Origin of the sequence: Rhizobium sp. WYCCWR 11128 (assembly GCF_013416305.1) — a bacterium.
Lineage (GTDB): Bacteria > Pseudomonadota > Alphaproteobacteria > Rhizobiales > Rhizobiaceae > Rhizobium > Rhizobium indicum.
This window is the reverse complement of sequence record NZ_JACCEZ010000003.1, coordinates 57,047-71,943: the sequence shown is the minus strand read 5'-3', so window position 1 is coordinate 71,943 and position 14,897 is coordinate 57,047. Positions and strand designations below refer to the sequence as shown.

Annotated in this window: 8 protein-coding genes; 5 read left to right on the top strand and 3 right to left on the bottom strand. The window is 61.7% G+C overall.

The genetic code is table 11. From position 1 onward, the window contains the following. Nucleotides 1-12 precede the first annotated feature (12 nt). The 3 genes from HX898_RS12720 to HX898_RS12710 form a co-directional block, all read right to left on the bottom strand. Nucleotides 13-6,435: a translocation/assembly module TamB domain-containing protein gene (locus tag HX898_RS12720; protein WP_138331733.1), complete on the bottom strand. Its 6,423-nt coding sequence runs from the start codon at nucleotides 6,433-6,435 to the stop codon at nucleotides 13-15. A gap of 67 nt (nucleotides 6,436-6,502) precedes the next feature. After that, complete coding sequence (locus tag HX898_RS12715) at nucleotides 6,503-8,431, bottom strand: autotransporter assembly complex family protein (protein WP_173862979.1); 1,929 nt, start codon at nucleotides 8,429-8,431, stop codon at nucleotides 6,503-6,505. Between the two features lie 167 nt (nucleotides 8,432-8,598). After that, entirely contained in the window at nucleotides 8,599-8,856 is a 258-nt protein-coding gene (locus tag HX898_RS12710) for a YMGG-like glycine zipper-containing protein (RefSeq protein WP_012759223.1), read from the bottom strand. A 325-nt stretch (nucleotides 8,857-9,181) separates the two neighbouring features. Between HX898_RS12710 and hemA the strand changes: the two genes are divergently transcribed. The 5 genes from hemA (at nucleotide 9,182) to HX898_RS12685 (ending at nucleotide 14,879) form a co-directional block, all read left to right on the top strand. Next, nucleotides 9,182-10,396, top strand: coding sequence for a 5-aminolevulinate synthase (hemA, locus tag HX898_RS12705; RefSeq protein WP_138331732.1), 1,215 nt, complete (start codon nucleotides 9,182-9,184; stop codon nucleotides 10,394-10,396). Nucleotides 10,397-10,756: 360 nt separating this feature from the next. Continuing rightward, nucleotides 10,757-11,734, top strand: a complete 978-nt coding sequence (locus HX898_RS12700) for a LacI family DNA-binding transcriptional regulator (protein WP_138332022.1) — start codon at nucleotides 10,757-10,759, stop codon at nucleotides 11,732-11,734. A gap of 54 nt (nucleotides 11,735-11,788) precedes the next feature. Further along, nucleotides 11,789-13,027 (top strand): sugar ABC transporter substrate-binding protein, encoded by a 1,239-nt coding sequence (locus tag HX898_RS12695; protein WP_138331731.1) that lies wholly within the window; start codon nucleotides 11,789-11,791, stop codon nucleotides 13,025-13,027. Nucleotides 13,028-13,101: 74 nt separating this feature from the next. After that, nucleotides 13,102-14,019: a sugar ABC transporter permease gene (locus HX898_RS12690; protein ID WP_129421912.1), complete on the top strand. Its 918-nt coding sequence runs from the start codon at nucleotides 13,102-13,104 to the stop codon at nucleotides 14,017-14,019. Beyond that, the gene (locus HX898_RS12685) at nucleotides 14,016-14,879 is read left to right on the top strand and encodes a carbohydrate ABC transporter permease (protein ID WP_072640387.1); all 864 of its coding nucleotides are present in this window, start codon (nucleotides 14,016-14,018) and stop codon (nucleotides 14,877-14,879) included. The genes HX898_RS12690 and HX898_RS12685 overlap by 4 nt, the downstream gene beginning before the upstream one ends. Nucleotides 14,880-14,897 lie beyond the last annotated feature (18 nt).

Sequence of the window (14,897 nt, the reverse complement as noted above, 5' to 3'; positions counted from 1 at the left end):
TTGCGAGAGGCATCAATATTCCCGTTCGTAGACAATCCCGGCTTCGCCCTCACCGTTGCCACCGGCCCCCCCGCGCAGCTTGACGCCGCGGCCGACATCGAGGTTGATCACCGCCTTGGCGCCAGCCGAACCGCCCTGCTGCAACTCGAAATAGGTGCGGTCGTTGAGATAGCGGCCGACGCTGACGCTCGTCTGGCCCTTGGAATCGGTGCTGACGTCGAAATCGTCGACGCCGAGCTGGTTGCGCAGGCCTTCGAAAAGCGAGGTGGAGCGGTTGCCGGCCAGCTGACTGACGGCGTCGGCGAGCTGGGCGATCTGCACCGGCGAGAGCTTCGACATCGACTGGCCGAAGATCAGCTGCGCCAGCACTTCGTCCTGCGGCAGCTCGGGGGACGAGGAAAAGGTGATCGCAGGGTCGGTGGCGAGGCCGGCGACGTCGACCGTCAGCGTCGTCGAGCCGGAGGCCGAGGTCGCTTCCATATCGAGCGCCGGCGTCAGGTCGCCGGCGAAGGTGATCCTGCTCTTGTCGGAAAAATCCAGCCGGCGGTTGAGAATGGTCATGCGGCCGCGGCGCATGGTGAAACCGCCGGTCACGATGGGTGCAGCCGCCGTTCCGCGGATCGTCACCAGACCGCCAAGCTCGGCATCGATGCCGCGGCCGCGCACGAAGATATGCGAGGGCGCGTCGATTTCGAGATCCAGCGTGATCACGGAGGATTTCTCTCCGGGTTTCTGCTCGCCGTCATCCCGCAACTGCGCAAGTACAGCCCGCGGCGCATTCTTATGCCGAATGTCGATTTCTCTCAGCGAGGTGGGCAATTTTTCCGGGACCGTGATCGAGGTCTTGTCCAGTCGAAGCTTGCCGCTTAGCGTCGCATTGGTGATCGGCCCGCGCAGGCCGACCGTGCCATTGACTGTCGAGACGACAAGGGTTCCATCGACATAGACCGCCTTGTCGAGCTTGATCGAAATGTCAGCGGGAAAACCTCCGGCCGGCTGGATGCCGATGGTGCCGCTGGCCGAAATCGTACCGCCGCCGCCAAGGTTGCCGGTGAGGCGCGATATCACGGCCTGGCTGCCATTGAAGGTCACGGTCGCCGTCAGATTGTTGACGGCCATATTGCGCCGAACGTCGACGAGCTTTGCGCCATTGGTCGAGACAGTGCCGTTGATGACGGGTGCTGCGGCCGTTCCGCCAATCTGCAGGTTGACGGTGGCGACGCCGTCCGCGACGAGGCCCTGTTGCGCAAGCGGGGCGCCGAGCACGGCGAAAGGAAGATTGCCTGTGAAGCGCATGTCCATAGCGCGATTGCCTGTGATGACGACGCTGCCGCCGCCCTTCAGCGACATGCCGGCGTCACCGGCAAGACTGGTATCGACCGTCAGCTTGTTTCCGGCAAGTTTGCCTGATGCGCCGATGCTGAACGGCGAAAGGCCGGCACCTTTTGTCTGGCTCGTCGCTGCGTTCTTCCAGTCGACCTTGAAGTCGACGGAGGGCGCCGATAGCGCGCCGGTGGCTTTTACGGTCGCAGAGACCGCGCCCTCGGCTGCAAGGCCGGGAACGAAGCCGTTGGCAATGCCGGCCGGAAGATTGTTAGTATTCGCCGTGACATCGAGCGACCGGATCGACGTGCCGGCGATGGCAAGATTGCCGGCAGCTTTCAGCGCGATGCCGCCGTCGCCGTTGAGGGCGGCATCGAAATCCAGCCTGTCACCGGTGTATTTTCCCGTCGCCGCCAGCGCAAGGCGAGATAGGCCGGCAGCCTTGGTGTAGCTGGTCGCGGCATCCTTCCAGTCGAGCTTGAAATCGACGATCGGATTTGCCGGCGTTCCCGACGTGACGGCACTTGCCGAAAGCGTGCCTTCGGCGCCGAGACCGGGAACGAAGGCATTTGCGATATTTGCCGGCAGCGCCGGAATATCGGCATTGATCGAAAGGTCCCGGATGGCCGTTCCCGCGATCGTCACGCCGCCCGTCGCCTTGGCCAACACACCGTCCTTACCGGCGAGATTGGCGTCGAAATCGACCCTGTCGTTGGCGAATTTGCCGGAGGCTGCAGCACTCAGGCCCGAAAGGCCGCTGCTCTTGGTCTGGGCGGTCGCGGCGTTCTTCCAGTCGAGCTTGAAATCGACCGCCGGCTTCGGAAGCGCGCCGGAAGCGGATGCCGTTCCCGAGACAGTGCCTTCGGCGGCAAGACCCGGGACGAAGCCGTTGGCGAGGCCTGCCGGAAGGTTGGCGAGATCGGCCTTGACGTCAAGATCGCGGACCGACGTGCCTGAAATCGCGACGTTGCCGGCGGCCTTCAGCGAGAGGCCGTCCTTGCCGGCGAGATTGGCATCGAAATCGAGCCGGTTGTCGGCGAAGCGTCCCGATGCGGCAAGTGCGAGGCCAGAGAGGCGAGCGCTTCTGGTCTGGCTGGTCGCAGCATCCGTCCAGTCGAGCTTGAAGTCGGCTTTCGGTGCGGCGGGTGTGCCGGCGGCGGACAGGGTGCCTGATATCGTGCCGCCAGCCGCCAGATCGGGAACGAAGGCATTGGCGAGACTGGCCGGAAGCTTGGCGATCTCGGCATCGACCTTGATGCTGTCGATCGCCGTACCGGCCAATGCGACATTGCCAATGGCCTTCAGCGAGAGGTCTTTGTCGCCGCTCGCTGCCGCATTGAAATCAAGCTTGTTGTCGGCAAATTTTCCCGATGCGGTCACGCCGATCGCGGCAAGGCCGGCACGTTTCGTGTGGCTCGTCGCAGCATCTTTCCAATTGAGATCGAAATTGGCGGCCGGAGCGGAAAGAGAGCCGCTGGCCGAGACCGTTCCTGAGATCGCGCCTTCGGCGGCGAGATCGGGAACGAAGCTGTTTGCGATATTTGCAGGGATATTTGCCAGCGCGGCGTCGACCTTGACATTGCCGACTGTCGTGCCGGTGACGGCGATATTGCCGTTAGCCTTCAGCGAGACGCCGTTGGCGCCGCCGATCACGGTGTCGAAATCGAGCTTATTGTCTGCGAATTTTCCCGATGCCTTCAGGCCAAGATCCGCAAGGCCGGCGCGTTTCGTCTGGGTCGTCGCAGCGTTTTTCCAATCCAGATCGAAATTGGCAGTGGGAGCAGCGAGCGAGCCGGAGGCCGCTACCCTTCCTGAGATCGTCCCTTCGGCGGCGAGATCGGCGACGAAGCTGTTTGCGATGCTTGCGGGAACATTTGCCAGCGCGGCGTCGACCTTGACGTTGCCGATCGTCGTGCCGGTGATGGCGACATTGCCGTTTGCTTTCAGCGAGAGGCTGTTGGCGCCGCCGATCACTGTATCGAAATCGAGCTTGTTGTCGGTGAATTTTCCGGATGCCTTCAGGCCAAGATTCGCAAGGCCGGCGCGTTTGGTCTGGCTCGTCGCGGCATTCTTCCAATCGAGATCGAAATTGGCGGTGGGTGCAGCGAGGGAGCCGGCGGCCGCCACTTTTCCTGTAATCGTGCCTTCGGCGGCGAGATCGGGAACGAAACCGTTGGCGATGCGGGCAGGCAAGTTGAGGATATCGGCGTTGACATCAAGTACCGGTGCCTTCGGGTCGGCGAGCGCGAGATTGCCGGCGGCCTTCAGCGAGAGGCCGTCATTGCTGCCGACCGTGGTGTCGAAATCGAGCTTGTTATCAGCGAATTTGCCACTGGCGGTGATGCCGAGCGGTGCCAGGCCGGCTCCCTTTGTCTGGCCCGTCGTCGCATCCTTCCAGTCGAGCTTGAAGTCGGCGACCGGTGCTGCCGGCGTTCCGGTCACGGCAATCGTTCCGGAGATCGTGCCGCCGGCTGAGAGATTCGGCACGAAACCGTTGGCAAGCGCTGCCGGCAGCTCGCGGATGTCTGCATCGATCTTCAGCGTTTCGCCGGCGGAACCGGTGACCGTCACCGAGCCGGTGCCGGTTTTCAGCATCAGTCCGTTCAGGCTGGCGGCACCGCCGCCGATTGAGACCTGCGTCGGTGCGGCAAGCTCGATCGGGATATTGCGGGGGCTTGCCGAGAAGCGATCGAGGTTCAGGTGCATCGTGCCGTCGGCCGCTTCGATATTACCGGCGGCCAGTACGGGATTGCCGTCATAGGCAGCATCGAGATCGAAATCGGTATGATCTTGCTGCTTGGCAAAATCGAGCGAAAGGCCGGCGAGCCTGTTCGTTCCGGCACTCACCTCCTCGGCCTTGACCGTGCCGTTAGCCGCAAGGACTTTGAGATCGCTGACCGTGACATCGATATCCGGCTTGACGATCGCAAGCGTATCACGGCGGATGGAGCCGCCGGTCGCAAGCAGCTTGAGCGCAATCCTGCCGCCATCGCTGCTGACGCCGAGCGACCCTTTGAGATCGCCTTCGGCCTTTTGTCCGCCGAGTGCGGCGAGCAGGCCGATATTGGGGAAATCGAAGGTCAGCGCGCCTGTCGGCTCAAGGGAAGACGAGAATTCCACATTGCCGGTCAGCCGGTTGCCGCCGATGTCGGCGGTCAGCGCCGGAATGCTTATCTTGCCGTCCTGCGAGGTGATGTTGCCGTTGATGCCGATCGGTTGGCCATCGATTGTGCCGGTGGCGGCGATCTTGCCCTGCGGCGCCTTGGGATCGGCGAGACCCGACAGGTCGATATTGAGGTTGCCGAGCACGCGGTCGGCCATTTTAAGGCTGGGCGCCTTGAGATTGGCCGTGACGGAGATTGCCGGGAGCTCACCTCCCACTCTCAACGCATAACCCGCCCCGCCGCTGGCGCCGGGGATGAGCTTGTCGATGTCAGGCAACCGGCCGGAGAGATCGGCGTTCAAGATCCCGCCGTCGAGCGCGACGTTGCCCGCGGCTTCGAGCGTGCCGGACTTCAGGACGAGGTTGGACAGCGCGAATTTCGACGGGATGGTGCCGACCACCTGGCTCTCGAGCGAGATCGGCCCGTCGAACTTGCCTGTTGCCGCAGCCGGCAGGGCTGCCGGGTTGATCATGAGCTTGAGGTTGCCGGTCAGCGCTTGGTCCGTCAGCCGATAGGAGCCGTTGAGGCTGCCGTTGATATTGGCGCTTTCTACGGTAGTGCCGTTGAAGCCGATGCCGGAGGGTGAGATCTGCAGGGGCGAGGCGATCGTGATCGGGCCCTGGACCGCGCGATTGAGGTTCGGCTCGGCAAAGGTCGCGTCGCCGGCAACGAGGCGCAGCTGGACGCTGCCGGAACGGGCGGCGAGATTGAAGGCGTCGCTCTTTGCGGTCAGCTTGATGTTGCCGATATTGGCCTGCGGCAGGGTTGCGCTGTCGAGCGAGCCGCTGACGTTCAGTCGGGCGGTCTGCGCATCGCCTGTTAGCGCCAGGTTGAGGCCTGATATCAGGAAGCGGGCTTCGCCTTCGGCGAGCGGCCAGCGGAAATCGACAGGCCCCGACGTGCCGAGCAGATTGGCGTTCAGGCTGTTGTTGCCGGCAGGATCGAGGGTGCCCGAGGCGGCGATCACAACGCTGCCGGTGGCGATATTGCCGGTCTGGATATCGATCTTGCCGTGATTGTCGAAGGTGGTGGCAAGATCGATATTGGTCTGGCCGGCAAAAAGCGGCCGGAATGCCGATGGAAGCAGCGAGCTCAGGTCACCGCCGCCTTTGAGGTCGAGGTGGTGCAGCCCGTCTTCCGTAATCTGGTGCCGAGCTTCGATTGCGGCACGTTGCTGCCCGTCTAGGGCAGCCTGCAATTTGCCTTTCCAATCGGATATCGGCCCCTGGCCATCGAGATCGATGTTGACGGCCGGGCTGTCCGGCAGGCCGAGAAAGCCCGCCAGCAGTCCGCCCTTCGGCTCGGACAGCTGCGCCTTCAGTCGCAGCCGGTTTTCGGCTGGCGCAAAAGCGATGTCGGCGGCAAGCCGCGCATCCGGAACCGCGTGACGGCTGACATTGACGACGGCCTCGCCGCCATCGCCGTTCGCCGAAAGGCTGCCTTCGGCGGCCAGCGCAAAGGCGCGGCCGGCAACGGGTGCGGCAAGTTTGATATCGGGCAGCGCGATGCGGTCGACATCGACTTTGATCGGAAGGCTGAATCCGCCGGAATTTTCAGCTTGGGGCCGCGAGGGCAGGGTGCGTACCGGCTTGCGCAGCACGTTGATCGCTTCGATCTCGAAGCGTTTGGCATGGAAGGTTCCGGTCAGCAGCGCAAGCGGATTCCAGTCGATCGCGACGCCATGAATTTCCGCAAAGACGCCCCTGGTGTCGGAGATGGAGATCTCGGCGGCGCGAAGCCCGCCGGTCAAAAGGCCTTGCGGTTCGCGAACCTCGATCGTCATGTCGCGATTGGACAGCGTGGAGGCTATCTTTTCGGTGACGATGCGGGCACCAAAACTGGTGAAGCCGAAGATCGCCAGTGCTACGACCGCGAGAATCAACGTGGCGCCGACGACATAGCCGGTGAGCCGTACGACCCAGTTGACGATTTTTGTCAGCGTTTGCATCGGCGCGGACACTACCCCGTTTTCATGACGGCCCACAGATCGGAAAACACGAGCGGAATCGGCAATCCTAGAAAGATTGGCCGATGCCGGCGTAGATTCCGTAATCTGTGCCATCTTCGTACTTGTTCAGCGGCATGGCAAAATCAAGCCGCAGCGGGCCGAAAGGCGTTGCATATCGTATTCCGGCGCCGGCACCGGCGCGAATATCGGAAAAACCCGGAAAGGTGCTGTCCGATACGGTGCCGACATCGATGAAAGGCACGATGCCGATCGTATCGGTGATCTTGATGCGGGCCTCCAGCGAACCGGTCACATAGGAACGGCCGCCGGTGGGATCGCCATCGTCGTTATAGGGCGAGATTTCCTGATAGCTGTATCCGCGCACGGAGCCGCCGCCGCCGGCAAAGAAGCGCTGCGTGGCGGGAATGTCCCCAATGCTGTCGCCGCCGATCAGGACGCCGGCGGCAACCTTGCCGGCAAGCACCACGCCGTCTTCCTGTCCGAACGGCAAGTAGCCGGAGATCGAGCCCTCGAATGCCGCATAGGGCGTGGCGTTGAAGATCTCGTAGCCGGGCTTAGCCGAGAGCGTCGCGCGATAACCCTCCGTCGGGTTGAATTTGTCGTCACGTGCGTCGCGATCATATTGGATCGGCAAGGTGAAGGTCAGATAGTCGTTCGTGCCGAAGGCGTCGTCGTCGCGCTCCCAGCTGACCTCGCCGCTCGCCGAGACGGTGTCCTGGTCGGTCAGTTCGTAGGAAAGGCCGAGCGAGGCGGTGACGAGCGTGGCGTTATAGGCATCCGGATTTTCGGTCTTGGCGACGATGCCGGCCTTCAGCGTGGCGGCGGGAAAGAAGGCGCCGGGCTTGGTGAACAGGATGCCGGCGGAATAGTCGAGGCTGCCGACATCGGTCGTTTCGCCAAGCCGCGAGACCGCTCCCTCGATCCTCAGCGTTTCGGCTTCGCCAAAAAGGTTGCGGTGGCCCCAATAGCCCTGAACACCGAAGCCGTCGGTGGTGGAATATTGCGCGCCGACGCCGAAGTAGCGCCTCTTGCCCTCTGAAACTTCGATCGTCATCGGCAAGGTGCCGTCCGATGCCAGCGCATCTCCTTGGTGAATGGTGACGCTCGAAAAGACGCCGAGGGCGCGAAGCCGCTCGCCGGCTTTCTTCAACGTTTCCGGGGAATAGGCTTCGCCCTTGTTCAGCCGGGAATAACGCTGGATGAAAGCTGGCTTGACGGTCTTCTCGCCGGTGACGCCGACATCGCCGATCGGAGCGATGGGGCCGCCCTCGGCAGCAAGGACGATATCGACGGTATCGCTGTTGTGATCGGCGACCACCTTGCGTTCGGTCAACTTGGCGAAGGGCCGGCCTTCGCTCTTCAATTGTTCGACGATCTTGTCGCCGGCCCTGATGATCGCGAGCGAGCCGGCCTGCGCGCCCGGGGCGAGATCGTAATCGGCGGGATTATGGTTTGCGGCATCGCCGCCGAACTGGACCTCCCTGACCTTGAAAACGGGGCCGGGAGCAATGGCGACGGTGACGGGGATCGGCCCGGACCGGTCGAATGTCGGATTGGGCGGCAGGTCGTCGATATTCTTGCCGTCGATGGTGATCGTCACCAGGCCGCCATAACGGGCCTTTTCATACAGAGTGGCGATCAGCCGCTCCCGGTCGTCGCGCGCCTTGACGACGACGCCGAGATCGCCGGAAACCGGCAGCTTCTGGTCGCTGACGAGACGGGAACTGTTTTCCAGCGCTTCTTTCAGGTCCGGATCGGCGGTATCGGCTTTGAGGTCGACCTGGTAGCGCACCGGATCGGGCACCTGTTCGCCTTCGTCTTCCTCTTTGCCGAAAATGGTGATGCCGAAAAGCTTGAAGGCGTAAGCGTCGCCGATCAGCACCGGTGAGAACGCAGCCGCCGCTGCGACCACCATCATGGTGCCTGTTCGCCGATACGCAGTACCTGTTTTCGGGCCTGTCCCTCTGATCCGCATCCGCCGCTTTTGGTTGTGTCTACATTGAAGCTTCGTTGCCCAGCCATGAACAGCTTAGCGGCAAAATCGCGCGAGGTGTACCATTTTAAATTGCCAACGCGCTAATTTAGCACAAAAAATCCCGGACCTGTGTCCGGGATTTCTTGAATTTGCCGATTTCAGTGCGCTCAGCGCGGGCAACTATCGATATAGCGGCGGCCGTAGCGGTCGCGATAGTAGCACTGGCCGGGCTGTTCGGCGACGCTGCCGATGAGGGCGCCGGACACGCCGCCGATAGCGGCGCCGACTGCCGCGCCACGGACGTTGCCGGTGACTACGCCGCCGATGACGGCGCCTGATGCAGCGCCGATGCCGGCGCCTTGCTGCGTCGGCGTGCAGCTTGCGATCGACAAGCCGATCAATGCGAGTATGACAACTTTCTTCATCTTTTCTCTCCGAGGTTGTTGCCCAGCGGGCAAAGGCCGTCCCTTTTATTTTTTGTCAGGCTAGACCGAAAACTATGTCGGAAGAAAGGGTTGTCCACTGCTGTCCTGATTTTTTTCGATACAGGATGTTGTCGCCAGCTGCACGGTTTCGCGAATTTCCATTATGCTTGCCACATCAATTTCGTTGATCGCGGCTCGCATATTCTTTATCTGGAATCATTCAAAACTCTGCGCCTTTTGCCGCAGTTGATGTTAAAGCAAAGGGCAAGGGTTGACGCGCGAACGTCCGGTCAGCAAGAACGGTCGCGTGATACTGGAGCATATGATGGATTTCGAAGCGTATTTTAAAAGCGAGCTGGACGGGCTTCACATCGAGGGCCGTTACCGCGTTTTTGCCGATCTCGAACGTCACCGCGGCAATTTTCCGCGCGCGACGCGCCATACGGCCGATGGCGCAAAAGAAGTTACCGTCTGGTGCTCCAACGACTATCTCGGCATGGGCCAGCATCCCAAGGTGATCGAGGCGATGAAGAACGCCATCGACCACTGTGGCGCGGGTGCGGGAGGCACCCGGAATATCTCTGGCACCAACCATCACCACGTCGTGCTCGAACGTGAGCTTGCCGATCTGCACGGCAAGGAAGCGGCCCTGATCTTCACATCAGGCTATGTTTCCAACTGGGCGGCACTCGGCACGCTCGGTGCGAAGATTCCCGGGCTCATAATCTTCTCCGACGCGATGAACCATGCCTCGATGATCGAGGGTATTCGCCACGCCAAGTGCGACAAGGTGATCTGGAAGCACAATGACGTGGCCGATCTCGAGGCCAAGCTCGCTGCCGCCGATCCGAGGGCGCCGAAGCTGATCGCCTTCGAGAGCGTCTATTCGATGGATGGCGATATCGCCCCGATCAAGGAGATCTGCGATCTCGCCGACAAATATGGCGCGATGACCTATCTCGACGAAGTGCATGCCGTCGGCATGTACGGCCCGCGTGGCGGCGGCATTGCCGAACGCGAGGGGCTGATGGACCGGTTGACCGTCATCGAGGGCACGCTCGGCAAGGCTTTCGGGGTGATGGGCGGCTATATCGCCGCTTCGACGGCGCTTTGCGATTTCATTCGCTCGTTTGCCTCCGGCTTCATCTTCACCACGGCGCTGCCGCCGGCACTTGCCGCCGGCGCCGTCGCCTCGATCCAGCACCTGAAGGTCAGCCAGTTCGAGCGCGCCCGCCATCAGGATCGTGTCCGCAAGCTGAGAGCACTGCTCGACCAGCGCGGCATTCCGCATATGCCCAATCCGAGCCATATCGTGCCGGTGCTGGTCGGCGATGCGGCCAAGTGCAAGTGGATCTCCGATCTGCTGCTCGACAATTGCGGCGTCTACGTCCAGCCGATCAACTATCCGACCGTGCCGAAGAAGACCGAGCGCCTGCGCATTACGCCGACGCCGCTGCATTCCGACGCCGATATCGCCCATCTGGTTGAGGCGCTGCATTCGCTCTGGTCGCGCTGCGCACTCGCAAGGCACGTCGCCTGATTTTTCGATGATCGCTCGGTTCGAACCGTAATTCAGGGCCTCCACCGGAGGCTCTGACAGCGATCGGTCTTGCTCCCGCAAGACGCTGGAACAAACCTCCCTTGCCCGTCCAAGATCGTCCGCTCTGCGCTTGGTCTTAACACCGATGACACATCGCAATCGGCCTGACCGATGCGCATCGATCTTTCCCTGTGCTTGCCTCTTGCCGCAACTGTGTTGCCGATCCGAGCTTTGGTGTGGCGTGAGAAAACCTTTTCGCACTTGACATAAGGATTGGTAAAAGCTTTTCTCAGATCACTTCAGAAGGAGGACGTTCTGAACATATCGGGAGGAAAAAGAGGCAGGATCACCATCCACGAGGTGGCGGCGGCTGCCGCGGTGAGCATCTCGACGGCGTCGAAAGCTCTCAACGATACCGGCCGGATGGGGTCGGAAACGCGCGAACGGGTGAAACGGATCGCCGCCGAGATCGGATACCGGCCGAATGCTCTGGCGAGAGGTCTTCTCAGCAAGCGCAGCTTCACCATCGGGCTGCTGACGAACGATACTTACGGCCGTTTCACGCTGCCTGTCATGGCGGGTATCTCGGATGCTCTCGTCGATCACGGCGTTTCGGTCTTCCTGTGCGCCATCGAAGACGATCCGGCGCTCGCCCAGATCCATGTCGATGCGATGCTGGACAAACAGGTCGACGGCATCATTGCGACGGGAAAACGCCTGGATCGGCGCCTGCCTGTCGATCTTTCGAATTTGCATGTGCCTGTCGTCTACGCATTCACGGAGGGGACGCAGAACAGTGTCACCTTCCGTTCGGACGACGAACAGGGTGCGCGGCTGGCGGTGGAATGGCTCGTGAAGATCGGACGGCGGCGGATTGCGCACATCACCGGGCCGGAGGACTTCTTCTCAGTGCGGGAACGTGCCGGCGCCTATCACGAGGTGGCAGGTCACCGTGAGCCGGTGCTCTACGGCGTCTGGTCGGAAAGCTGGGGGCATGATGCGGTCGAACAGCTTTGGAAGAGGTCGGGAGAAAAACCGGATGCTCTCTTCTGCGGCAATGACCAGATCGCCCGCGGCGCGGTGGATGCGTTGCGCGAGCGCGGCGTCAAGGTGCCGCAGGACGTCTCGGTCATCGGCTTCGACAATTGGGAGATTGTCGCGGCCCAGACGCGGCCGCCGCTGACGACGGTGGACATGGAACTGAAGGAGCTCGGGCGGCAAGCCGGATTGACGGTGCTCGCGCTTGCGGAAGGACGGCCTGTCGAGCCGGGAGTGAGGAAATTGCCGTGCCGGCTGATCGTCCGGCAGTCATGCGGGGGTACAGCCCCGAAGGAATGAGAACAAGAGAATGAGCAAAGGCGCGAGGAGATGCGCCATATCGGGAGGAGTGTCATGATCAAGCGTCTATTGGCGGCGACCAGCATCGCTACCTTGTGCCTGTTTTCGGCCGCGTCAGCTGCCGAGAATGTCGAAATGTGGGTTCGTACGGGGATCGGCGACGCCTTCAAGAAGGTCGTCGAAGCCTATAATTCCGGTCACGAGAACAAGGTCGTGATGACCGAGGTGCCGTTCTCCGAACTCGTGCAGAAATATGCGACGGCGATCGCCGGCGGACAGGCGCCGGACGCCCTGTCGATGGATCTGATCTATAATCCGGCCTTTGCTGCGGCCGGCCAGCTGGAAGACCTGACGGACTGGGCAAAATCCCTGCCCTATTTCAACTCGCTTTCGCCATCGCATGTTCGCCTCGGCACCTATCAGGACCGGATTTACGGCCTGCCGCTTTCGGTCGAGACCTCCGTCTTTGCCTGGAACAAGGATCTCTACAAGAAGGCAGGTCTCGACCCGGAAAAGGCACCTGTGAATTGGGACGAAATCACCGCCAATGCCGAGAAGATCCGGGCGCTGGGTGACGATACCTACGGCTTCTATTTCTCCGGCGGCGGCTGCGGCGGCTGCATGATCTTCACCTTCACGCCGTTGGTCTGGGGTGCGGGCGCCGATATCCTGTCGGCCGACAGCAAGACGGCGACGCTCGATACGCCGCAGATGCGCAAGGCCGTCGATATCTACCGCAACATGATCAAGAAGGACCTCGTGCCGGCAGGAGCCGCCAGCGACAACGGCGCCAACTTCCTGACCTTCACCAACGGCAAGATCGGCCAGCAGAGCCTTGGCGCCTTTGCCATCGGCACGCTGGTGACCGAGCATCCCGATATCAACTTCGGCGTAACGCTCATTCCTGGCGTCGACGGGAAGCCTTCGTCCTTTGCCGGCGGCGACAACTTCGTCATCACCAAGGGCACGAAGAAGATCGACGCGGTGAAGGAGTTCATCGAATATGTATATTCGATGGACGGCCAGAAGATCATGGCGAAGTATGGCAGCCTGCCGACGCGCGGCGATATCGCCGACAAGGTGCTTGAGGGCCTCGATCCGCGCATGCAGGTCGGCCTGAAGGCGATCGGTGTGGCCAAGACCCCCTATACGCTGCAGTTCAACGATCTGATCAACAGCGCCAACGGGCCATGGGCAAGCTTCACCAACGCCGCGATCTTCGGCGAAGACGTCGACGGCGCGTTTTCGAGTGCGCAATCGGAAATGCAATCGATCATCGATAGCGGCCAGTAAACTCTCCCCCGGCCGCGGCCGGGGAGCGGTGGCAGCTTCCCGGCCAATCCCACTCGACAGATGCGGAGCGTTTGATGACCGGTTCCGGTTCAGAGATTCTATTGCCTCGACGCAGGCGACGGCGCCGATCGAACTGGCGCGGCCTCGTCTACATCGCACCGGCCATGGCGCTGGTCATCGTCTTCTTTATCATGCCGGTTCTCTTCACCGGATGGATGAGCCTGCACAACTGGCCGCTGATGGGGGCGTCCCGCTGGATCGGCTTCAACAATTATTTCCGCATGGCCAACGATACCCGTTTTATGACGGCACTGAATTTCACGGCCTATTATACCGTGATCGTCACCATCGCGATCTTCGCGATCGCGTTTCCGCTGGCAATCTTCGTCGAGAAGGAACGGCAGTTCGTCGGCGCCTACCGGACGATCATCTTCCTGCCCGTCGTGGTCGGTCTTGCGACAGCCTCGCTGCTGTGGGTCTGGCTCGCCAATGTCGATAGCGGCTTCATCGGCCCGGCCTTGAAGGCGCTCGGCCTCGTCGAAAAGAGCCCCAATCTTCTTGCGACCTTCGACACCGCCTTTCTGACGATCGTGGTGATGGTCGTCTGGAAGATCGCCGGCTTCACCATGATCATTCTTTTGACCGGGCTTCAGGCCATTCCGTCCGAGCTGACGGAGGCTGCCCGCATCGACGGCGCCGGCCGCTGGCAGCGTTTCCGGCATCTGACGCTGCCGCTGATGCGCAAGACGATCGCACTGGCGCTGATCGTCTCCGTCACCGGTTCGATCCTCGCTTTCGATCAGTTCTACATCATGACGTCAGGCGGACCGCAGAACAAGATGATCTCGGTGGTCTACTACATCTTCAATCAGTCGTTCGTGTCGTTCAATCTTGGTTATGGCGCAGCGCTGTCGATCGTGCTTCTCGCCATCCTAATGGCGATCAGCATCGTGCAGCTCTGGCTGCTTCGCGTCGGGGAGGAGCGTCCATGACCACCTCAAGGGAGCGCCGCGCGCGCAAGGCCATCCGGACGAAGTCGGCCTATCACCTGACCGGCATCGCTATCTCGATCTTCTTTCTCGCCCCCTTCGTGATCACGCTGTTGTCGTCCTTCCGGCATGGCACGGAGGCCAGCCTGCCGCCCTTGCCGCCATGGCCGACCTCAGGCGTCAGCATCGATTCCTACGCGCTGCTTGACACGTTCGGCGCCGGCATCTGGCGGCACATGATCAATTCGCTGTTCGTTTCGGTCGCCACGGTGGTGCTCACCGTCGCCGTCAGCCTGCTCGCCGGCTACGGCTTCTCGCGGTACCGATTCCCGATGAAGAATGCGCTTTTCGTGCTGATCATCGCGACGCTGATGATCCCGTTCCAATCGATCCTGACGCCGCTCTTCATCATCCTGGCAAAGCTCGGCCTCAACAATTCGCTGCTTGGGCTGACGCTCGTCTATGTGACGCTTCAACTGCCCTTTTCGGTGTTCATGATGCGCAACGCCTTCGACGCCGTGCCGAAGGAGATCGAAGAGGCCGCGCGCATCGACGGCGCGCGCGACCTCAGGCTCTTGGTCCGGGTTCTTCTGCCGCTGGTGCTTCCCGGTGTGGCGACGGTGGCGATCTTTGCCTTCCTCAATGCCTGGAACGAGTTTCTGGCCGCCCTCGTGCTGCTCTCCAGCAACGAGAAATACACCCTGCCGGTGCTGATGACGGCGGTTCGCGCCGGGCGGCTCGGCGCCATCAACTGGGGAGCGGTGCAGGCCGGTGTCGTCGTCATGACGATCCCTTGCCTGATCGTCTTCCTGCTCCTGCAACGCTACTACATGCGCGGGCTGATGGCCGGCGCCGTGAAATGATCCCAAGAAGGTAGAGCC